The organism is Mycobacterium sp. E740, assembly GCF_001672895.1.
Taxonomy (GTDB): Bacteria; Actinomycetota; Actinomycetes; order Mycobacteriales; family Mycobacteriaceae; genus Mycobacterium.
The window spans coordinates 1-20,359 of sequence record NZ_LZKP01000099.1; the positions used below are offsets into that span (position 1 = coordinate 1).

At 66.0% G+C, this 20,359-nt stretch carries 21 protein-coding genes and 2 pseudogenes; 14 read left to right on the plus strand and 9 right to left on the minus strand.

What is annotated here, in order from left to right; translation table 11 throughout:
- Positions 1–20: 20 nt before the first annotated feature.
- A pseudogene (locus tag A5663_RS23525) lies at positions 21–197 on the plus strand (acyl-CoA synthetase); the annotation flags it as partial.
- A gap of 119 nt (positions 198–316) precedes the next feature.
- On the opposite strand, the pseudogene A5663_RS22545 reads toward A5663_RS23525, so the two are convergent.
- Positions 317–783 (minus strand): annotated as a pseudogene (locus A5663_RS22545) (AMP-binding protein); the annotation flags it as partial.
- Between the two features lie 49 nt (positions 784–832).
- Here A5663_RS22545 and A5663_RS09345 point away from each other — a divergent pair.
- Both A5663_RS09345 and A5663_RS09350 read left to right on the plus strand, forming a co-directional pair.
- A complete protein-coding gene (locus tag A5663_RS09345; RefSeq protein ID WP_156744405.1) occupies positions 833–1,627 on the plus strand; it encodes a crotonase/enoyl-CoA hydratase family protein in 795 nt (264 codons plus the stop codon).
- Positions 1,628–1,747: 120 nt separating this feature from the next.
- Entirely contained in the window at positions 1,748–2,608 is an 861-nt protein-coding gene (locus A5663_RS09350; protein ID WP_068147196.1) for a hypothetical protein, read from the plus strand.
- Positions 2,609–2,634: 26 nt separating this feature from the next.
- On the opposite strand, the gene A5663_RS09355 is transcribed toward A5663_RS09350, so the two are convergent.
- Positions 2,635–3,825, minus strand: coding sequence for a cytochrome P450 (locus A5663_RS09355; protein ID WP_068147155.1), 1,191 nt, complete (start codon positions 3,823–3,825; stop codon positions 2,635–2,637).
- Positions 3,822–4,538, minus strand: a complete 717-nt coding sequence (locus tag A5663_RS09360) for an acetoacetate decarboxylase family protein (protein ID WP_068147157.1) — start codon at positions 4,536–4,538, stop codon at positions 3,822–3,824. The genes A5663_RS09355 and A5663_RS09360 overlap by 4 nt, the downstream gene beginning before the upstream one ends.
- Before the next feature lie 132 nt (positions 4,539–4,670).
- Here A5663_RS09360 and A5663_RS09365 point away from each other — a divergent pair, with 132 nt between their 5' ends.
- Positions 4,671–5,822 carry a GNAT family N-acetyltransferase gene (locus A5663_RS09365; protein ID WP_068147160.1) on the plus strand — a complete coding sequence of 384 codons (1,152 nt, stop codon included), beginning with the start codon at positions 4,671–4,673 and terminating at the stop codon, positions 5,820–5,822.
- Between the two features lie 3 nt (positions 5,823–5,825).
- Here A5663_RS09365 and A5663_RS09370 read toward each other — a convergent pair whose 3' ends face one another.
- Positions 5,826–6,857: an LLM class F420-dependent oxidoreductase gene (locus A5663_RS09370; protein ID WP_068147165.1), complete on the minus strand. Its 1,032-nt coding sequence runs from the start codon at positions 6,855–6,857 to the stop codon at positions 5,826–5,828.
- Between the two features lie 58 nt (positions 6,858–6,915).
- On the opposite strand from A5663_RS09370, the gene A5663_RS09375 reads away from it, so the two are divergent.
- The 5 genes from A5663_RS09375 to A5663_RS09395 are packed head-to-tail and all read left to right on the plus strand — an operon-like array spanning position 6,916 to position 11,499.
- Entirely contained in the window at positions 6,916–7,920 is a 1,005-nt protein-coding gene (locus A5663_RS09375) for a Zn-ribbon domain-containing OB-fold protein (RefSeq protein WP_231976735.1), read from the plus strand.
- A 13-nt stretch (positions 7,921–7,933) separates the two neighbouring features.
- On the plus strand, positions 7,934–8,989 hold the full coding sequence (locus A5663_RS09380) for a thiolase domain-containing protein (RefSeq protein WP_068147168.1): 1,056 nt from the start codon (positions 7,934–7,936) through the stop codon (positions 8,987–8,989).
- Positions 8,990–9,020: 31 nt separating this feature from the next.
- On the plus strand, positions 9,021–10,202 hold the full coding sequence (locus A5663_RS09385) for a thiolase domain-containing protein (protein ID WP_068147170.1): 1,182 nt from the start codon (positions 9,021–9,023) through the stop codon (positions 10,200–10,202).
- Positions 10,203–10,207: 5 nt separating this feature from the next.
- Positions 10,208–11,086 (plus strand): TIGR03619 family F420-dependent LLM class oxidoreductase, encoded by an 879-nt coding sequence (locus tag A5663_RS09390; RefSeq protein WP_068147201.1) that lies wholly within the window; start codon positions 10,208–10,210, stop codon positions 11,084–11,086.
- Positions 11,083–11,499, plus strand: coding sequence for a nuclear transport factor 2 family protein (locus tag A5663_RS09395; RefSeq protein ID WP_068147173.1), 417 nt, complete (start codon positions 11,083–11,085; stop codon positions 11,497–11,499). Before A5663_RS09390 ends, A5663_RS09395 begins: the two co-directional genes overlap by 4 nt.
- Here the strand turns inward: A5663_RS09395 and A5663_RS09400 are convergent.
- Positions 11,496–12,479: an MOSC domain-containing protein gene (locus A5663_RS09400; protein WP_197503351.1), complete on the minus strand. Its 984-nt coding sequence runs from the start codon at positions 12,477–12,479 to the stop codon at positions 11,496–11,498. The two genes, A5663_RS09395 and A5663_RS09400, sit on opposite strands and share 4 nt — an antisense overlap.
- Before the next feature lie 150 nt (positions 12,480–12,629).
- Between A5663_RS09400 and A5663_RS09405 the strand changes: the two genes are divergently transcribed.
- Positions 12,630–13,214 (plus strand): hypothetical protein, encoded by a 585-nt coding sequence (locus tag A5663_RS09405; RefSeq protein WP_231976736.1) that lies wholly within the window; start codon positions 12,630–12,632, stop codon positions 13,212–13,214.
- A gap of 1 nt (position 13,215) precedes the next feature.
- Here A5663_RS09405 and A5663_RS09410 read toward each other — a convergent pair whose 3' ends face one another.
- Complete coding sequence (locus tag A5663_RS09410; protein WP_068147211.1) at positions 13,216–13,752, minus strand: gamma carbonic anhydrase family protein; 537 nt, start codon at positions 13,750–13,752, stop codon at positions 13,216–13,218.
- Positions 13,753–13,853: 101 nt separating this feature from the next.
- Here A5663_RS09410 and A5663_RS09415 point away from each other — a divergent pair, with 101 nt between their 5' ends.
- The 3 genes from A5663_RS09415 to A5663_RS09425 are packed head-to-tail and all read left to right on the plus strand — an operon-like array spanning position 13,854 to position 16,207.
- Positions 13,854–15,023, plus strand: coding sequence for a Rieske 2Fe-2S domain-containing protein (locus tag A5663_RS09415; protein ID WP_068147176.1), 1,170 nt, complete (start codon positions 13,854–13,856; stop codon positions 15,021–15,023).
- Entirely contained in the window at positions 15,020–15,526 is a 507-nt protein-coding gene (locus A5663_RS09420) for a hypothetical protein (RefSeq protein WP_369816603.1), read from the plus strand. The genes A5663_RS09415 and A5663_RS09420 overlap by 4 nt, the downstream gene beginning before the upstream one ends.
- 36 nt (positions 15,527–15,562) lie before the next feature.
- On the plus strand, positions 15,563–16,207 hold the full coding sequence (locus tag A5663_RS09425) for a sensor domain-containing protein (RefSeq protein ID WP_068147181.1): 645 nt from the start codon (positions 15,563–15,565) through the stop codon (positions 16,205–16,207).
- Between the two features lie 18 nt (positions 16,208–16,225).
- Here A5663_RS09425 and A5663_RS09430 read toward each other — a convergent pair whose 3' ends face one another.
- The 3 genes from A5663_RS09430 to A5663_RS09440 are packed head-to-tail and all read right to left on the minus strand — an operon-like array spanning position 16,226 to position 19,286.
- Positions 16,226–17,371, minus strand: coding sequence for a sulfotransferase (locus A5663_RS09430; RefSeq protein ID WP_068147184.1), 1,146 nt, complete (start codon positions 17,369–17,371; stop codon positions 16,226–16,228).
- The gene (locus A5663_RS09435) at positions 17,368–18,156 is read right to left on the minus strand and encodes an SDR family oxidoreductase (protein ID WP_068147188.1); all 789 of its coding nucleotides are present in this window, start codon (positions 18,154–18,156) and stop codon (positions 17,368–17,370) included. The genes A5663_RS09430 and A5663_RS09435 overlap by 4 nt, the downstream gene beginning before the upstream one ends.
- A gap of 2 nt (positions 18,157–18,158) precedes the next feature.
- Complete coding sequence (locus tag A5663_RS09440; protein ID WP_068147191.1) at positions 18,159–19,286, minus strand: hypothetical protein; 1,128 nt, start codon at positions 19,284–19,286, stop codon at positions 18,159–18,161.
- A gap of 84 nt (positions 19,287–19,370) precedes the next feature.
- On the opposite strand from A5663_RS09440, the gene A5663_RS09445 reads away from it, so the two are divergent.
- Positions 19,371–20,279 carry an IclR family transcriptional regulator gene (locus A5663_RS09445; protein WP_068147194.1) on the plus strand — a complete coding sequence of 303 codons (909 nt, stop codon included), beginning with the start codon at positions 19,371–19,373 and terminating at the stop codon, positions 20,277–20,279.
- The last annotated feature ends 80 nt before the right edge of the window (positions 20,280–20,359 follow it).

Consider the following 20,359-nt stretch of genomic DNA (forward strand, 5'->3'; position numbering starts at 1 on the left):
ATGCCGACCGCGTCGCCAACGTGCTGCCCGAAACACCGCACGTCAAAACCGTTCTGTCGGTCGAGGACGGATCGGATGACGACTTCGAGCGCTACGGCGGCGTGGAGTTCTACGCCGCGCTCGAACAGGGTTCGCCCGACCGCGATTTCGGTCCGCGCAGCGAGGACGACATCTACCTGCTCTACACCGGCGGCACCACCGGGTTCCCCAAAGGTGTGATGTGGCGCCACGAGGACATCTACCGAGTCCTGTTCGGCGGCACCGACTTTGCGACGGGTGAGTTCATCTCCGACGAGTACGACCTGGCGAAGGCGGCCGCCGAAAACCCGCCGATGATCCGCTATCCGATCCGTCCTCGACCGACAGAACGGTTTTGACGTGCGGTGTTTCGGGCAGCACGTTGGCGACGCGGTCGGCATACCGGCGTTCATGCACCAGCGCCACCATGTCGGAGTTCTCGAAGAGGTACTTCAGCTCGCCTTCGACGTAGCGGAAGTTCACGTTGACGAGGATCGCGCCGGCCTTCACGATGCCGAGCATCGCGATCACGATCTCGATGCGGTTGCGGCAGTACAGCCCGACCTTGTCGTCCTTCTTGACGCCCTGGTCGATGAGGTAGTGGGCCAGCCGGTTGGCCTTGTCCTCCAACTGGGCGTAGGTCAGCTGGTCGTCGCCGCAGATCAGGGCGACGCGGTCTGGCACGGCATCGATGGCGTGCTCGGCGAGATCGGCGATGTTCAGAGCCACGGAACCTAAACTAGAACGTGTTACATTTTCAGACAAGTCTGTGGCATCGACGCTGGAAAGAGGACTGTTCGTGAGTGACGCAGAAATCGCCGAAAAAGGCCCCGACGCCCTCATTGAGCAGCGCGGACACACTCTGATCCTCACGCTCAACCGGCCCGAGGCCCGCAACGCGCTTTCCACCGAGATGCTCTCGATCATGGTCGAGGCGTGGGACCGCGTCGACGAGGATCCAGAGATCCGCACCTGCATCCTGACCGGGGCCGGCGGGTACTTCTGCGCCGGGATGGACCTCAAGGCGGCGACGGCCAAGCCACCGGGCGATTCCTTCAAGGACGGCAGCTATGACCCGTCGCGGATCGACGGGTTGCTGAAGGGCCGGCGTCTCAAGAAGCCGTTGATCGCCGCCGTCGAGGGCCCGGCGATCGCGGGCGGCACCGAGATTTTGCAGGGCACCGACATCCGGATCGCCGGGGAAAGTGCCAAATTCGGTATCTCCGAAGCGAAGTGGAGCCTTTACCCGATGGGCGGGTCCGCGGTGCGCCTGGTGCGCCAGATTCCCTACACCATCGCGTGCGATCTGCTGCTGACCGGCCGGCACATCACCGCCGCCGAGGCCAAGGAGTACGGGCTGATCGGTTACGTGGTGCCCGACGGAACCGCGCTGGACAAGGCGCTGGAGATCGCCGAGGTCATCAACAACAACGGCCCGCTGGCTGTGCAGGCAATCCTCAAGACCATTCGCGAGACCGAGGGCATGCACGAGGAAGAGGCGTTCAAGCCGGACACCGCAAACGGCATCCCGGTGTTCCTCAGCGACGACGCCAAGGAAGGGCCGCGGGCGTTCAAGGAGAAACGCGCGCCCAACTTCCAGATGAAGTAGGCCTGTCGGCGGCTCGTCCCCCCTTGCGCCGAGCGTGCGGTGGTTGCGAAAAATCGACCCGATTTTCGCAGTGAGCGCACGCTCGACGAACTGTCGGGGACACTCGGCACACTCACCGCCATGCGGGATCCATTCATCGGCAGTGAGGCCGTCGCCTCAGGACTTCTGACGCCCTATGAGCTGCGTAGCCGCTACGTGCGGCTCTATCCCGACGTCTATTCGACTGAGGACCGGGATATCACCGCGGTCGTCCGTGCGAAGGCGGCGTATCTGTGGTCACAGCGCGAGGCGGTGGTCGCAGGTCAGTCCGCCTCGGCTCTACACAAAGCGAAGTGGGTCGACGGTGATCGGCCAGCCGAGCTGCTCGGGCCTAACCGGCGGCCTCCGGCCGGCATCCGCGTGTGGTCAAACCGGTTCGCGGAGGACGAGATCAAGGTGATCGACGGGATTCGCGTGACGACGCCGACCCGCACCGCGCTCGACCTGGCTTGCCGCTACCCGCTCGGCAAGGCCGTCCCCGCGATCGACGCACTGGCCCGCGCGACGCGTCTGAAAAAGGCAGACGTGGAATCGCTCGCCGCTCGATACCGGGGCCGCCGCGGAATCCGACAGGTGGGCAGAGTCTTACAACTCGTAGACCCCGGCGCCGAGTCGCCCAAAGAGACGTGGCTCCGGCTGCTCGTCATTCAACACGGGTTTCCCCCGCCGACGACGCAGATCCCGGTCTACAACGAATACGGGGTTCTCATCGCCGTCATCGACATGGGATGGGAAGAGATGAAGTTAGGCCTCGACTACGAGGGCGAGCACCACCGCGACCCGGTCCGGTTCAACGCCGACATCCGCCGGCACGACGCGGTCACCGAGCTCGGATGGACGGACATTCGCGTCACGTCGTGCGATACCGAAGCCGGCATCATCCACCGTCTGACGACCGAATGGAATCGTCGAGCGTGCGGTGGTTGCGCAAAGTCGGCCTGAATTTCGCAGTGAGCGCACGCTCGGCGCTAGAGGCGCTTCGTCGGGGTGAAGACGACCGGCATCTGCTCGAGTCCGGACACGAAGTTCGCGGGCCGCAGTGGCAGGTCGCCGTCGGAGGCCAAGCGCAGATCGGGTAGCCGCTGCAGCAGTTTCGTCTGCATGATCGACAGTTCGAGGCGCGCGAGTTGGTTACCCAGACAGAAATGCGTGCCGAACCCGAACGCCAGGTGGTTGTTCGGATAACGCTCGATGTCAAACGTTTCCGGGTCGTCGAACACCTTCTCGTCGAAGTTGGCCGACTCGAACAACAGGATCATCTTCTCGCCCTCTTTGAGGGCGGTGCCGTGAAACTCGGTGTCGGCGGTGACGGTCCGCGCCATGTTCTTCACCGGCGCAGTCCAGCGCAGCATCTCCTCGATCGCGTTCGGCAACAAGTCCAGATCATCGAGCAGCTTCTGGTGCTGGTTCGGATGCCGCAACAGCTGCCGGGTGCCGCCGGAAAGCGTGTGCCGGGTGGTCTCGTCGCCGCCGATCAGCAGTAGGAGCACCTCGGTGACGATCTGATGGTCCTCGAGCTTGCTGCCCTCGACCTCTGCGTGCACCAGAACGCTGACCAGATCGTCCGTCGGCTCCGACTTGCGGGCCTCGATCATGCCCATCATGTACTGGCTGTAGGCGGCGAACGCGTCCATGGTGATCTGGAACTTCTCCGGGTCAGCGGTGCTGCTGAGAAAGCTGACCAGATCGTCGGACCACTTGAGGAACATTTCGCGTTCCTCGGGCCGCACGCCGAGCATGTCGCCGATGACGGCCATCGGCAGTGGCGCGGCGATATCCCAGACGAAGTCGCACTCACCGCGCTCACAGACGTTGTCGATCAACGTGTCACACAGCGAACTGATCGATCCCTCAAGGTCTTTCACCCGTTTGCGGGTGAACCCGGCGTTGACGAGCTTACGGCGCAGCAAATGCTGCGGATCGTCCATCTCGATCATCATCTCGACGCCCGGCTGGTCCGGCCGGATACCGCCGGCGTTGGAGAACAGCTCGGGATTGCGCTCGGCTTCGATCACCGCGGCGTACGTCGCAGCCCCGGCCAAGCCGTTGCGGTCCCGGAACACCGGCTCGTTCTCGCGCATCCACTTGTAAACCGACCGCGAGTCACCGGCATAGAAGGCGCCGTCGGTGAGATCGACATCGGGCCTGGTGGTCGTCATGAAATCTCCTGCGCGTCGGCGAATGACATCTCCACGTTGCCAGCCGAACTGGAGAACAGTGCCCGTTTCGGGAAACCGAGCGTGGCCAGCTCCTTGGCGTAGGGGTGTTCGCCGAGTCGGACGCGGACGCCGCCCGGTCGGTAGCGCACGCCGGTCATTTTCATCTCCCCGACGGTCTGCCGAACGACGCCGTCACGGTAGGAGTACGTCGGATAAGCGCGAGGCTTCGAGGTGAACACCGCGGGCGCCTTCAACCCCCGCGCGAAATCCATCCCGACCGCGAACTGCCCGTCGATCGACACGTCGAAACCGAACGTACGGCCGTCGCGAACGATGAAGTCCGCCATCACTTTCGGGTATCCCCATATCTTCGTCCCGGCCTCCAGCGTGAAGGCCTGATCGACGGGCAGGTGGTGGATGAAAGCACCCGCGTCCTTCAACGCGCGCGGCCCCGATGCCGAAGACCCCGGCGGGTTCACCATCACGTTCGTGCCGTACTCGTAATACTGGCCGAGGTCACCGTCGACGTAATGCATCAGCATCAGGACGACGATCGCGCGCCCTGGCGAGAAACGGCACACCTGCAGGCCGCTGTAGTCGATCATCTGTTGGGCCGCGTCAGCATCCACTCCGAACATGGCCATGTGCTGGGTCGCCTTGCGGATCTTCACCGGCATGGTGACGACCGTCCCTGCGATCGTGTGCTGAGTCACGGAGCCAATCTAGAACGTGTTGTAGACAATGAGCAAGAAGTGTCTACCGGACGCGATGACGGTTTGCTGACGGAGCGTCCGGCGAGAACCGCTGGCCGAGCGACAGACCGATCTTGTTGATACGGTGTGCGCGTGGATGCAGGTCGTGAGCGGGTACAAATTGCTCGCGATCGCAAGGAAATCGACGAGATCGTCGATGCGTGGCGTGAGCTGCATGCATCGTCGCACGAGAGAAATCCGTTTGCCAACCCTGAGATACAGCTCTCCTGGCTGGACCACGCAGGCGACCGGATTCGCCCGTTCGTCATCCAGGGCTGGCGCGACGGGCGGCTCGACTGGATCGCACCGATGCACATTGCGCCGGTCGGACCGGCGGGCGTGCTGGGCCGATGCCTCATGCCGTTCGCTGCCCACACCGACACTTGGCTGATCGAGTTGGCGCCGTTGCTCTCCCGTATCGATCCGGCCGAGGCCGCGCAGGAAGTCGTGAACGTAGCACTCGAGCACCGTCAACACTGGACGTGGAAGGAACTCACGCTCGGGCCCGCACACGGGTGGCTGTCCACAACCGACGACTCGCGGTTCCCGTCGATGGGCGCTTCGCGGGTGCTGCACAAGGACATACACGTCGCGACGGTGATGGACCTCGCGCAGACGTGGGAGGCCACGCATGCCGGGCTGAAGCGCAACGTACGGAAGAGCCTGACCAAGGCCGAGCGTAAAGCCGCCGAGACACTGGGCGATATCGACTTCCAGGTGGCTAGCGAGGGCGGTGACGTCGAGGATTTCGCCCGACGACTGGTGAAGCTCAACCTGATGCGGGCCGATTCCGCAGTGCACGTCGATCACACCACCCCGTTCCGAAGCGAACGCAACGTCGAGTTGTTCGTCGAAATGGTCTGCCGCACAACGAGTTCCAAGACGGCGGACGTGATCGAACTCCGCGACTCCCGCGGGCGCACCATCGGCTCGCAACTCACGCTGTACGGGTACAACACGACCTTCATCAGCCACTCGGGATTCGACCCGGCGCACTGGCACTGCTCGCCGATGACCCTGCTCATCGCACAAGCGGCGCGCAGGGCCATCGAACTCGGCCACGATCAGCTGGCGCTCTCCCCGGGCCCGCATGTGTCGAAGTCACGCTGGAGCAGCAAGCTCGAGGGTTACAACACCTTCCTCGTCGTGAACGGGGGCCGCACCGAGAGAGTCAGGTTTCTCGGCTACTGGGTCGCCAGCCGTGTGCAGCGGTTCATCCGCGAGGGCAGGCTGCGCCGCATGTAGCGGTCACACCAGGGCCGCGAGGTCGCGGATCTGCTCGGGCGACCGCGCGCCGACGACCATCATCGTGACACCCGCAGCCTCCCACGCCTTGATCTGTTCCTGCACATAGCCGAGGTCCCCGACTATCGCCGAGTCGTCGACCAACTCGTCGGGGATGATCTTGGCCGCGTCGTCCTTGCGGTCGGACCGGAACAGCTTGGTCACGTCGTCGACGACTTCGGCGTAACCCATCCGGCGATAGACGTCGGCGTGGAAGTTCGTGTCCTCCGCGCCCATTCCGCCCATGTAGAGCGCCAGGTGCGGCTTCATCAGCTCCATCACCCCGGCGCGATCGTCGGTGACGACCACCTGGGCCGTCGCGCAGATCTCGAAGTCCTCGCGGCTGCGCCGCGCGCCCGGGCGGGCGAAGCCCTCGTCGAGCCATTCGTTGTACATGTTCGCGATGCGCGGCGAGTAGAAGATCGGCAGCCAGCCGTCGCAGATCTCGGCGGCCAGCGCCACGTTCTTCGGCCCTTCGGCGCCCAGCATGACCGGGATGTCGGCGCGCAACGGATGGGTGATCGGCTTGAGGTTCTTGCCCAGGCCCGTGGTCCCCTCGCCGCTCAGCGGCAGTGGGTAGTGCGGTCCGTCGCTGCGCACCGGCGCCTCGCGCGCCCACACCTGGCGCAGGATGTCGACGTACTCGCGGGTGCGCGCCAACGGTTTCGGAAACTTCTGGCCATACCAGCCCTCGACGACCTGCGGTCCCGACACTCCCAGCCCGAGGATGTGCCGCCCACCCGAGAGGTGGTCGAGCGTCAGCGCCGCCATGGCGCACGCGGTCGGGGTGCGCGCGGACAGCTGGATCACCGACGTGCCGAGCCGCATCCGCTTGGTCTCGCGTCCCCACCAGGCCAACGGCGTATAGGCGTCCGAACCCCACGCCTCGGCGGTGAACACCGTGTCGAAGCCGGCTTCCTCGGCCGCCGCGACCAGTTCGGCGTGGTTTTCGGGCGGCTGCGCACCCCAGTACCCCAGCTGCAGACCCAACTTCATTAGCGCGCCTCCACACCCGTGCTTGAAACGATAGTTAGAACCTGTTCTACTCGATGCCGTGACCACCAGCCAAGGCAGCGCGGTGCAGATCGATCCCCATGAGCGGCCGCTTTCAGCACCGCTGAGGCTCTCATTCGACTACACCCGTTCAGTCGGACCACTCCTGTCCCAGTTCTTCACGGCCCTCCGCGAGCGGCGCATCGTCGGTGTCCGCGGTTCGGACGGGCGGGTGCTCGTGCCACCCGCCGAGTTCGATCCCGTGACCTACCAGCAATTGACCGAGATCGTACCGGTGGCCGGGGTGGGCACCGTGCTGTCGTGGACGTGGCAATCCACCCCGCTGGAGGGCCAACCGCTGGACCGGCCGTTCGCGTGGGCGCTGATCAAACTCGACGGTGCCGACACCGCGCTCCTGCACGCGGTGGATGCCGGCTCCGCCGACGCCATCAGCACCGGCGATCGGGTGCACGCGCACTGGGTCGACGAGCCCGTCGGTGCGATCACCGACATCGCCTACTTCCTGCCGGGTGACGAAGAAGAGCCCTCGGCTGGTTCCGACGACCGCGAGCCGATCAAGATCCAGGTGACGCCGTCCTCCATCGAGATTCAGCACACCGCATCGCTGCCCGAGACCACGTTCCTCAAGGCGCTCGAGGAAGGCAAGCTGCTCGGGGGACGGACCAAGCAGGGCCGCGACGGCCAGCCAGGCAAGGTGTACTTCCCGCCGAAGGAGGCCGACCCCGCCACCGGCCTGGAACTCGACGAGTTCATCGAGTTGCCGGACAAGGGCACGGTCACCACGTTCGCGATCATCAACATCCCGTTCTCCGGGCAGCGGATCAAGCCGCCCTACGTCGCGGCCTACGTTCTGCTCGACGGCGCGGACATCCCGTTCCTGCACCTGGTCACCGAAATCGACCCGGCTGAGGTCCGGATGGGCATGCGAGTGCAAGCCGTGTGGAAGCCCCGCGAGCAGTGGGGGCTGGGCATCGACAACATCGACTACTTCCGTCCGACGGGCGAGCCCGACGCCGACTACGACTCCTACAAGCACCACCTGTGAAGGGGCCCGCGATATGACAGACATAGCAGTGGTGGGCTTCGCACACGCTCCGCATGTGCGCCGCACCGACGGCACCACCAACGGCGTCGAGATGCTGATGCCGTGTTTCCACCAGCTCTACGAAGAACTCGGCCTGCAGCAGACCGACATCGGCTTCTGGTGCTCGGGATCGTCCGATTACCTTGCCGGACGGGCATTCTCGTTCATCTCCGCGATCGACTCCATCGGTGCAGTGCCGCCGATCAACGAATCGCACGTAGAGATGGACGCGGCCTGGGCGATGTACGAGGCCTACATCAAGCTGCTCACCGGCGAGGTCGAGACCGCGCTGGTGTACGGCTTCGGCAAGTCGAGCGCGGGCACGCTGCGCCGGGTGCTGGCGCTGCAGACCGATCCGTACACCGTCGCGCCGCTGTGGCCGGACTCGGTTTCGATGGCCGGTCTGCAGGCGCGGATGGGGCTCGACGCGGGCAAGTGGACTGCCGAGCAGATGGCTCAAGTGGCACTGGATTCCATGACGGCAGGCGGCCGCACCGATTCCGAGCAACCGGCGAAGTCGGTGGACGAACTGCTCGAGCGGCCGTACTTCGCCGACCCGTTGCGACGCCACGACATCGCACCGATCACCGACGGGGCGTCGGCGATCGTGCTGGCCGCCGGCGACAGGGCTCGTGAGCTCCGCGAAAATCCGGCCTGGATCACCGGTTTCGAGCATCGCATCGAAACCCCGATCCTGGGCGCTCGCGATCTGACCACCTCACCCTCGACGGCCGCGTCGGCGCAGGCCGCCACCGGAGGTGACCCGGGTTCGATCGACGTCGCCGAGATCTACGCGCCGTTCACCCATCAGCAGCTGATCCTCACCGAAGCGATCGGGCTGCCGTCGTCGACGAAGGTCAATCCCTCCGGCGGCGCGCTGGCGGCCAACCCGATGTTCTCCGCCGGGCTGGAGCGCATCGGTTTCGCGGCTCGCCACATCTTCGACGGCGCAGCGCAGCGGGTACTGGCACATGCCACGAGCGGCCCTGCGCTGCAACAGAATCTGGTATGTGCCCTGGAGGGCCGATGAGCGCTTGCGCGAAGAGTGAAGGGGCAAGGTCATGACCAAGCAGCTCGCAGCGGTACTGGGCACCGGGCAGACGAAGTACGTCGCCAAGCGCCAGGACGTGTCGATGAACGGCCTGGTCCGCGAGGCCATCGACAGGGCGCTGGAGGATTCCGGCTCGACGTTCGACGACATCGACGCCGTGGTGGTCGGCAAGGCACCCGACTTCTTCGAGGGCGTGATGATGCCCGAACTGTTCATGGCCGACGCCACGGGTGCGACGAACAAGCCGCTGATCCGCGTGCACACCGCCGGCTCGGTGGGCGGGTCGACCGCGATCGTCGCGGCCAGCCTCGTGCAGTCGGGTAAGTACCGGCGCGTGCTGACGATGGCGTGGGAGAAGCAGTCCGAGTCGAACGCCATGTGGGCGTTGAGCATTCCGGTGCCCTTCACCAAGCCGGTCGGTGCGGGTGCCGGCGGCTACTTCGCCCCGCACGTGCGTGCATACATCCGTCGCTCGGGCGCTCCGAATCACATCGGCGCGATGGTGGCGGTGAAGGACCGGCGCAACGGGGCGAAGAACCCGCTGGCGCATCTGCATCAGCCCGACCTCACCGTCGAGAAGGTGATGGAGTCCCCGATGCTGTGGGATCCGATCCGCTACGACGAGACGTGTCCGTCGTCAGACGGGGCGGCCGCGATGGTGATCGGCGACGAGGCCGCGGCGGAGGCGCGCATCGCCGACGGTCATCCCGTCGCCTGGGTTCATGCCACCGCGCTGCGCACCGAGCCACTGGCCTATTCCGGCCGCGACCAGGTCAACCCGCAGGCCAGCCGCGACGCCGCGGCCGCGCTGTGGAAGGCGGCGGGGATCAAGAGCCCCATCGACGAGATCGACGCGGCCGAGATCTACGTGCCGTTCTCCTGGTACGAGCCGATGTGGCTGGAGAGCCTCGGCTTCGCCCCCGAGGGCGAGGGCTGGAAACTCACCGAGGCCGGCGAGACCGAGATGACCGGTCGCATCCCGCTCAACGCCTCCGGCGGAGTGCTGTCGAGCAACCCGATCGGCGCGTCAGGGATGATCCGGTTCGCCGAGTCGGCGATCCAGGTCATGGGCAAGGGCGGCGACCATCAGGTCGAGGGTGCCCGCAAGGCGCTGGGCCATGCGTACGGCGGTGGGGCCCAGTACTACTCGATGTGGGTGGTCGGGGCGGACAAACCAGCGGCCAAGCCGTGAACCGCATGCAGTACACCTGCGCGATCCCGATGTCGCCGATCGATCAGCTGATCGAGATCGCCAAGACGGCAGAGGAAGTCGGCTTCGACAACATCGCGTTGCCCGACTCGATCTTCTACATGGAGAAGCAGTCGGCCGACTACCCGTACACCGCCGACGGCTCGCGCATGTGGGACGAGAACACGCCCTGGGTCGATCCGCTGATCGCCGCGGGCGCGATGGGCGCTGTCACGTCGACGCTGCGCTTCTACACCAACGTGATGAAGCTCGGCTCGCGCAACCCGCTGCTGCTGGCGCGTCAGGTCGGCTCCGTCGCGAACCTGACCAACAACCGTTTCGGCTTCGGTGTCGGAATCGGCTGGGCACCTGAGGAATTCGAGTGGTGCGGCCAGCCGTACGCCAAGCGCGGCAAGCGGGTCGACGAGATGATCGAGGTGATCAAACTCGTCCTCGCCGGCGGCATGGTCGAGTTCCACGGTGAGTTCTACGACTTCGACAAACTGCAGATGAGCCCCGCACCGACCGAACCCGTGCCGTTCTACGTCGGCGGCCACACCGACGTAGCCCTCAAGCGCGCGGCACGGGTCGCGGACGGGTGGACCAGCGCGATGCTGACCTGCGACCAGCTGGCCGAGATCATCGGCAAGCTCAAGAAGCTGCTGGCCGAAAACGGCCGGGCCGACGACCCGTTCGAGTACCAGGCCGTCTGCATCGACAAGTTCGACGTCGACGGGCATCGCGAACTCGCCGCGGTCGGCGTCACCGACAACATCGTGATCCCCTGGATATTCGAGGGCCTGGGGTTCGACGCGCCGCTGGACAAGAAGCGGGATTCGATGAAGCGGTTCGCCGACACCTACATCCACTCGGGCTGGCAGCAGTGACCGTCACCGATCCGCAGGCGCCGGTCCATCTGGCGGGCAAGCGATCCCGCGACGCGGCGATCGCCCACGACAAGCAGGCGTGGCTGGACAACTTCGCCGACGACGCGATCGTCGAAGATCCGATCGGTCCGTCGCACTTCGACCCCGAGGGCAAGGGCCACCGCGGCAAGGAAGCCATCTCGGCGTTCTACGACAAGGCGATCGCCCCGAGCGAGCTGCAGTTCAACTTCGTCGAGACCTACCAGTGCGGCAACGAGGAGGCCAACGTCGGCAGCATCGTGATCCGGTCCGCCGGCTACCAGGTGACAGCCGAGGGCGTCTTCACCTACCGGGTCGACGACGCGGGCAAGATCGTCGCGCTGCGCGCGTACTGGGAACTCGACCGGGCAACGGCCAGCGCCCGCAAGATCTAGCGGGACAACCGGCCCGCGGCTGCCGTTGCGACGCCGAAGGTGAGCCGTTTCGCGCGCCTGGTGGCGCCTGCGAGCATCCGTCTGGCTCCGGCCGCTGCGCGCAGGTCTACCGCATCACCCACCCGGACGGCGCCTTCGGTGGCGACCCAGCAGTAGACGCCCAGGCACCGTTCGGCCCGTCCGGCAACAGCTTTGGTGATGCGCCGGTCGGTTTCCAGACCGGGTTGCGGGCGGCTGGGCACGACGCAGCGGATCGTCGGCATGGTCACCTCGAGCACCACGCCGCCGATCGCCACGTGCCCTCCGGTCCAGTGCGACTCCGGCAGCCCGTCGCCCGAATCATCCAGTGCCAACAGCACGTTCGGACGGAACCGGCGCACGTCGACGTCTCCGCCGATCTCCGCGCCGATCGTGGCGAGGCTGCTCGCGCTCATCACGTGCACGGGCGCCAGGTCGACGAACATCCCCGGCGGTGTGGAGTAGCGGGACAGCGTGGCCAGGTCCGACATCCGGAACATCGAGACGTCCGGGAAGCCCTCCTCCTCCGCGACGCCGAAGTCGGCGCGCAGCGCCGCTATCGTGGTGTTCTCGCGTTCGAACTTGCTCAACTTGTGCAGGCTGGTGTCCTGCGCCGGCGGCAGGGCGGTGAGCCGGACCTCGCGGTCGGCGAGTTCGGAGAGCTTCGCGTGCACGCCGTCGTCACCGCTGGACATCTCGGTGCCGTCGGGAAAGGTGATCACGACTTCGGGCGCGTTGCCCGGGCCGGCGTCGGCGGGCAGCGGGCCGGCGTAGCGGGCGGTGGCCCCGAGCAGCGCGGGCAGCCGTCGCGCTGATGCGGTCACATCGCGTTGCAGATCCCGAACCGCCCACAACCGGTCACCCCGCACACCGCGTGGTCCGATGTCGGCCTGTTCAGCCCGTTCACCGCCGAGCGATTTGACGGGATACCGCCACAGTTCGGCGACCTTGCCGATCGTCATGTCGACACCGTATCGGTAATCGGTACGTTGAGTGTCGACCTCTAGTAGCAACGGAGATGAAGTCCCATCAATTCGAATGATTTTCGCCACTTGTCACGTCTGAAAGCCGTATCCGTAACCGCGTCGGCGGCCCTGCTGTGTGCTGCCGCCGTGGCGTGTGACTCATCGATTCCCGACCCGAATTCGGCGCCGCCGACGCTGCCTGCCTTCACCACGACGTCGGCACCGCAGAGCGCTCCTACGAGCCCGAAGACCGGAAGCGACGCCGGCGACGGCGCCGACTACAGTCGCCTGCTGCTGAAGGCAGCCGACCTCAGTGACGCGGAGGACACCTTCGCGGTGCGATCGACCTCCCCGGTCCCCGATGGATTGCCGGGCGCGAGCGCCCTGTTCGTCAACGACGAGGACTCGCGTGCCATCTCCGACACCATCGTGATCTATCCGGATGCGCAGACCGCGACCAAGACGCTGCGGGACTCGCTACCCGCGATCGACAAGATCGTCTCCGGTGGGACCACGCGATCGGTCCCCGTCGGCGCCGACGGCACGATGGCCGTCGGCACGACACCGGACGGCAGCAAGGCTGCCACGCTGCTGCTGTTCACCGAGGGGCCCGCCCTGGTGCGCCTCGAATTCGAGAGTGCGCCGGGTGACGCCACCACCGACGAGTTCGTCGTCAGCGTCGGCAAGATGCAGCAGATCGCGCTGCGGACGGGGCTTCACCCGCCGCAGTGACTCAGCCCTCGTCGTCGACGCGCCGCAGACCGTTGACGTAGCGGCGGGCCAACTCCTGGTACGCCCCGGGATTCGCGTTCACCCACGTCTCGGCGCCCGTGCCCCCGATCGGGCCGCGCACCTTCGCGGGGGCACCGGTCACCAGTACCTCGTCGGGGATCTTGGTGCCACCGACCACCAGGGAGTGGGCGGCGACCAGGCTGCGCTTTCCGATGACCGCGCCGTCGAGGACCGTGCAGTGGTTGGCCAGGACGGCTTGGGCGCCGATGTGCGCGCCGTGCACGACGCACCCGTGCGCGACCGTGGCGCCCGGCCCCACGTCGACGGGGATGCCCGGTGGTGCGTGCAGCACGCAGCCGTCCTGGACGTTGGCGCCCTCCCGGATCACGATGGGCGCGAAATCCGCTCGCAGCACGGCGTTGAACCAGACTGACGCACCCGCCTCGACGTGCACGTCGCCGACCAGCGTCGCAGTGGGTGCGATGAACGCACCGGGGTCGACGGTCGGGGCGTGGCCCTCAAAGGAGTACAACGGCACCGTTTGGTTATACCGCAGTTGACCCACCTGCATGGATTGCGCGGCGCGAGGACAAAACTGTAACGTGTTCTAGTTAGAGACACAGAACCGGGAGGCCCATCGTGACTACCGACAGCGCGGGGATTCGCGAGATCGACACCGGCGCTCTGCCCGACCGCTACGCCCGCGGGTGGCACTGCCTGGGTCCGGTGACGAACTTCCTCGACGGCGAGCCGCACGGCGTCGAGATCTTCGGCACCATGCTCGTGGTGTTCGCGGACTCACACGGTGATCTGAAGGTCCTCGACGGCTATTGCCGCCACATGGGCGGCAACCTCTCCCAGGGCACGATCAAGGGCGACGAGGTGGCCTGCCCGTTCCACGACTGGCGCTGGGGCGGCGACGGCAAGTGCAAGCTGGTGCCCTACGCCAAGCGCACCCCGCGGTTGGCGCGCACCCGCGCATGGGCCACCGACGTGCGCGGCGGGCTGCTGTTCGTCTGGAACGACCCCGAGGGCAACCCGCCGCAGCCGGAGGTCCGGATCCCGGAGATCCCCGAATTCGAGAGCGACGATTGGACCGACTGGCGCTGGAACTCGATGCTGATCGAGGGGTCCAACTGCCGCGAGATCATCGACAACGTCACCGACATGGCGCACTTCTTCTACATCCACTACGGGCTGCCGACGTACTTCAAGAACGTCTTCGAAGGACACATCGCCAGCCAGTACCTGCACAACGTCGGGCGCCCCGACATCAGCGACATGGGGACCACCTACGGCGAGGCGCATCTCGACTCCGAGGCGTCGTACTTCGGGCCGTCGTTCATGATCAACTGGCTGCACAACAACTACGGCGGCTACAAGGCCGAGTCGATCCTGATCAACTGCCACTACCCCGTCACGCAGAACTCGTTCATGCTGCAGTGGGGTGTGATCGTCGAGAAGCCCAAGGGCCTCGACGAGAAGACCACCGAACGGCTCGCCGAAGTGTTCACCGACGGCGTGAGCAAGGGCTTCCTGCAGGACGTCGAGATCTGGAAGCACAAGACCCGTATCGACAACCCGCTGTTGGTCGAAGAGGACGGCGCTGTTTACCAGATGCGCCGGTGGTACCAGCAGTTCTACGTCGACGTCGCGGATGTGACGCCGGACATGACCGACCGCTTCGAGATGGAGGTCGACACCACGGCGGCCAACGAGAAGTGGCATGTCGAGGTCGAGGAGAACCTCAAGCAGCAGGCCTCGGAGCAGGCCTCAGAGCAAGAAAAGGCCGACCAAGCCAGCTCATGAGCCCGCGCGACGATGCCCCGGAGTCCGGCCAGATTGTCGGCCCCGCCGACGTCGGCCAGATTGTCGGCCCCGCCGACGTCGACCGGTTGGCCCGGGCGATGTTGCTGCTGCACGGCGGACACGACGACGACCACGGGCACAACGGCGGCTCGAGCGTCGGAACCGCTTCGAAGGCACCGTCTTTCGGGGCCGAACGCACAGCGGCCCTGCGCGAGGCCACTCAGCGCGACCGTGAGCGCTATCTCCGGTCGGGGCTGGCGTCGGTGGACTGCCGGTTCTGCCACGTCTCGGTTGACGTGAAGAAGCTCGGGCCCGCGCACACCTCGGTGCAATGGAACAGCGAGGCGACCCGCCGGTGCGCGTACTTCACCGAGATCCGCGAGTCCGGAGGCGATCCGGCGCGCGCCAAGTCATGCCCGCGGCTGGCCGACAGCATCAGACACGCGGTCGCCGAGGGGTGCCTGGAGGAGATGTCGTCGGCCCCCTCCCCTGGTGATGGTTAGCCTCGCCGGCGTACGGCCACCGTGAAATCCGCTGCGATGCGGCGCTTCTGGGCAGTTGGGTCCCTGCTGGTGCTGAGTTGTGCAGCATGTACCCGGGTGGTCGATGCGCCGCAGCCGAAGCCGGCCCCGCCGGTCGCACCGATCACGGCGGGTCAGATCGGTGACCTGTTGAGCCCGCAGGTGTCAAAGGGCGACGGCAACCTGTTCGTGACCGTCGAACCGCAGGAATGCGTCGGAGTAGCCCGCGAGGTCGACCCGCCGTTCATCGCCGATCACCATCCCGCCGCGTACAGCGGCGGGCATTGGACCGCCGTGCTCGACGGACGCGACGTGTACATCGAGGAAATGGTGGGCGTCTACCCCGTCGGGTTCGAGGCGGGTGACGCGCTGCAGGCCGCGAAGCAGACGATCGAGTCCTGTCGCGGCAAGGTCTTTCGGGTCACCAGCATGGCTGGGCGCGAATACCGATTCCAGCTTCATCCGCCGGTCGAGTCGGGCTCCCCCGATATCGTCATGTGGTCGTATAGCGGTGACGACTGGGCATGTGACAGCGCGTTCGTCGCCGCACACAACGCCGCCGTCGAGATTTCGACCTGCGGTCCCGCCAACGGTTACGACGTGCGGTCGCTGGCTGAAGGGGCGCTCAAACGCATTGATGCACTGGCGAACACGACGGCCTGAGGTTCTGCTCCCAGCCCGTCACAGCCCCGCGAAGCGCTCCATGACGTGCTCGTCGGTCAAGCCGTAGTCGGCCAGCGAATAGGTGTGCTTGGGTGCGCGCGGGCCCTGCTTGCTCTCCTCGTCGCTGCGCTGGATCGCCGCACGCGCGTCGTCGGTGAAGTCGATGCCGAAGTGCCGGTAGACGTTCTCGACCGTGGCGATAGGGTCCTTGACGAACTCGAAGTAGTCCAGATCGTAGAACTGGGCCGGATCATGTTGCGCGCGGACCTGATTGAACAGCTCCAGCCCGCGTGACCAGGTCTCCATCGCATCTCGGCCGATGACGTCGCCAGTGAAGCTGTTCGACCAGCCTGCGGTGGTGTGCTGGGACAGCGAGCACATCGAGGCCATGATCGTCTCGACCGGGCGGTGGCACTGGATCACCAACGCGTCCGGATAAGTGTTGAACAGCGCGTCGAGCGCGAACAGATGGCTGGGATTCTTCAGCACCCAACGCTTCTCGGGCTCGTTGAGACCGATCAACTGCAGGTTGCGCCGATGGCGGGCATACGGCTTGGTCCAGTCCTGCTGTGACAGCCACCGCGCGTAGGTGGGGATGTGTGCCAGCGTCTCGTAGGACACCGAGTGCAACGACTGGCGCAGCAGCTGCCAGCATTCCTCGACCTCGTCGGCGGTCATGTAGTGCAGGCCGGTGTAATCCGGGTTCTCTTCGTGCGCCTTCTTGAAGCGCGCGTCGAGCTCAGCGAACACCGGGTTGTCCGGCCAGGTTTCGCGCGGCGGGCGGGGCTGCGGGAATTCCGCGAGCCACAGTTCCAGGCCCTGGTGGCGCGGATCCGCGGTCAGCAACCGGTGGATGACGGTGGTACCGGTGCGGGGCAGGCCCGTCACGAAGATCGGCTTCTCGATCGGCACGTCGGCGTGCTGCGGATACTGCTTGAACGCCGCCTCGCTGACGAGGCGGGCCACCAGCGCGTTGCGCACGAAGAAGCGCTGCATCTTGCTGCCGAACTCGGTGAGATCGGCGTCCTTGCGGTACGACTCGAGCAACACCGCAAGCGCTTCGCGGTAGTTGTCGTCGTCGCTGCCGAAGTCGTCGAGACCGCACGCCTTGGTGGCCGAGGCATGCAGATCGTCGACCGTACCGACGTCCGTTCTGGGGCTCACGCCTTGTACTCCCCGCAGTTCACGTCGAGCGCCTGGCCGGTGATGCCACTGGACAGGTCACTGGCCATGAACAGGATCGCCGAGGCAACCTCGTCCTCGGTGGGTAGCCGCTTCAGATCCGAACCCGCCGCGGTGGCGTTGTAGATGTCGTCGACGCTGGTGCCGTACTTGCCCGCCTGGTGCTCGAAGTAGCTCTTCAACGTACCGCCCCAGATGTAGCCCGGCAGAACGGAATTCACCCGGATGCCCTTGTCACCCAGTTCTGTTGCGAGGGTCTGCGACATCGCCAGCAGGGCTGACTTGGCCATCTTGTACGCGCCGTACTTGGCCTGCGAGTGGCGCACCACCATCGAATTGACGTTGACCACCGACCCGTGGGCCTCGGCAAGCGCCGGAGTGAAGCCCTGGATGAGACGCAGCGCGCCGAACACCGTCAACTCGATCGCCTCGCGCATGTGCTCGAAAGTCGTGTTGGCGAAGGGTTTCATGGACGGCACCCGGAACGCGTTGTTGATCAACACGTCCACGCGGCCGTACGCCTTGAGCGTCTCCTCCACGAGGTTACTCACCTGCGCCGCGTCGGTGATGTCGGTGCCGACCGACAGTGCGCGCCGGCCCAGGTCGGTGACCTGCTTGGCGACGTCCTCCAACCGGTCGACCGTGCGGGCGGCCAGCACCAAGTCTGCGCCGGCCTCGGCGCATCGGCGGGCAAGCGTGGTGCCCAGGGCCGGGCCCACACCGCTGATGACGACGACCTTGTCCGCCAGGAGCCCCTCCTGTGCCATCTTCAGCCCACCATCCTGTCTTGAATCTGCTTCTGGCGCAGGGCGATCCGCGCGCGCCAGTCTTCCGCGGAGATCTTGTTGGAGTCGTGGTAGGGCAGGGCTTCGCCGACCTTGTCGACGTCGAGCACCTCGACGGTGGGGCCGTCGGCTTCGGTCAGCGCCCGGGACAACCGCTGCCAGCGGAACTGGAGATAGCCCTTGCGGTGACCGAGCGTCTCACACCAGTTCGTGACACCCGGGTTGGCGTCGGACACCACGATGCGAATCTTGTCGTCGGGATCTGCTTGGGCCTGAGTGCCGTTCAGCGACGTCTGATGGTTGATGTAGTCGAGCGAGATGTACCAGAGGCTGCCCAGCTGGAAGCCGAGATACGGCGCGTCGGTGACCGGAAGCGTGATGATCATCGCCTGGTCCGGGTTCAGGTCGAAGTGACCGACCGAGGAGTACTGCGTCGCCAGTCCTCCCGGAGTGAGTCGCGGCGCCACCATGGTGTTGACCGGCAGGTTGTTGTAGAACCACTGCGGGAACTGCAGCCATGTCTTGACCCGCTGCACCAGTTGCTTGCCCGCGACGGCGTACCGCTTCTCGATCGTCGCTGCGCTCAGGGGCGGCGGTGCGGTGCCCGCGGTGTCGGTGCGCGCGATGCTGATGTGCCCGCGCTGCGCCGACCAGTCGTTGTAGACCTCGCGAACCACCAGCTGCGACGGGCTGCTCGGCGTGACGCGCCACTCGTAGGTGCCGTCGGAGGCGATGTCGAGTTCGCGGTCGTCGAACGCCGCCTGGCTCGGCGGCACGTTGTCGTCGGTGTACTCTCCGCCGAGCATCTGGAAGGCCAGGTCGGTCGTGGTGCCGCGCTTGCCGGTGACGACGTACTCGTGGCCGGGCTGGACGCGGGTGCCGAAGTACAGCGCGTCGGGGTTGTCGAGGCCCATCTTGGTGAACGGGCCGGTGCCCGACTGCATGAACGGATGGTCGCGGTCGTAGTCGAACGCCAGGTGCATGCATGCCGCAACGCAGCCGGCCAGGTATTGCAGGCCCTCGAGGAGGTCGGCCTCGGATTCGATGAACGGTGCTTGCGCGACGAGGTGTTCGGCTTCGGCGATCGCGTCGACCAATGGCTGCGAGTACACGCCTCGAAACTAGAACGCGTTCTACCAGTAGTCAATATACCGACCGACATGGTCCAAATATGGAACGCGAGGTACTGTGCACGCATGACCAGCCGCGCGTCGCCGCCCACCGAACGCGTCGTGTGCATCCTGGACTTCCTCGCCGGCCACCCCGGGCAACGGTTCGGAGTCTCGGAGCTGGCACGCCGCCTCGAACTCAGCAAGCCGACCTGCCTCGGCATAGTGACGTCGCTGGCGGACGCCGGCTACCTCGTGCGAGACGGCGTCGACAAGACCTACCGGCTGGGCCCGTCGCTGATCACGCTGGGCCACAAGGCGCAGGAGTCGCTGCGCGTCAGCCCGGCCGCCCGCGAGGAACTGCGCCGGCTGTCGACCCGCTTCTGGGCCACCGCGGCGCTCTCTGCGGTGGTCGACGATCGGATCACGGTGCTCGACCTCGTCGCGCCGCCGGGCGCACGGCCCGGCGTCGAGGTGGGGCAGAGCTATCCGTTCGCCCCGCCGGTCGGGTTGATGTTCGTGCTCTGGGACGACGACGCACAGCGCGATTGGCTGGCGAAGGAGCCGACGGTGTTGTCGCGCACGCCGTTGCGCACCGGCACCGAACGGCTGAACCGGGTGATCGCCGAATGCCGGGCAGACGGCTACCTCGTCGAACGGCTGACTCCCGGTGGGCGACGGTTGTATTCGTTGATGGCCGGGATGTCGGCGGAGCTGCCCGACGAACTGCGCGCGCTGCTCGGCGAGCTGGTGTCGGACATCGGCGAACGGGTGTATCTACGCGGCGAGAACGCCGGCGGCCGCCGGCGACATGACATCAGCGTGATCTCGGCGCCGGTGTTCGACCACTATCAGCGCCAGGTCATGGTCGCATCGATGCACATCGGAAAGTCGTTGACGGACAACGAGATCAGCGAGCGAGCGCGGGCGGTGGTGGCGACCGCAGACGCGGTGACCGAACAACTTGGTGGCAAACACCCATCGCGCCGACCGTAAGGCCGGCGCGATGAGCGTTGCCGATCAGACGTCAGTCAAGGCGGCCGAGATCGGGGTCGGCGTCACCTTAATGCCGCACT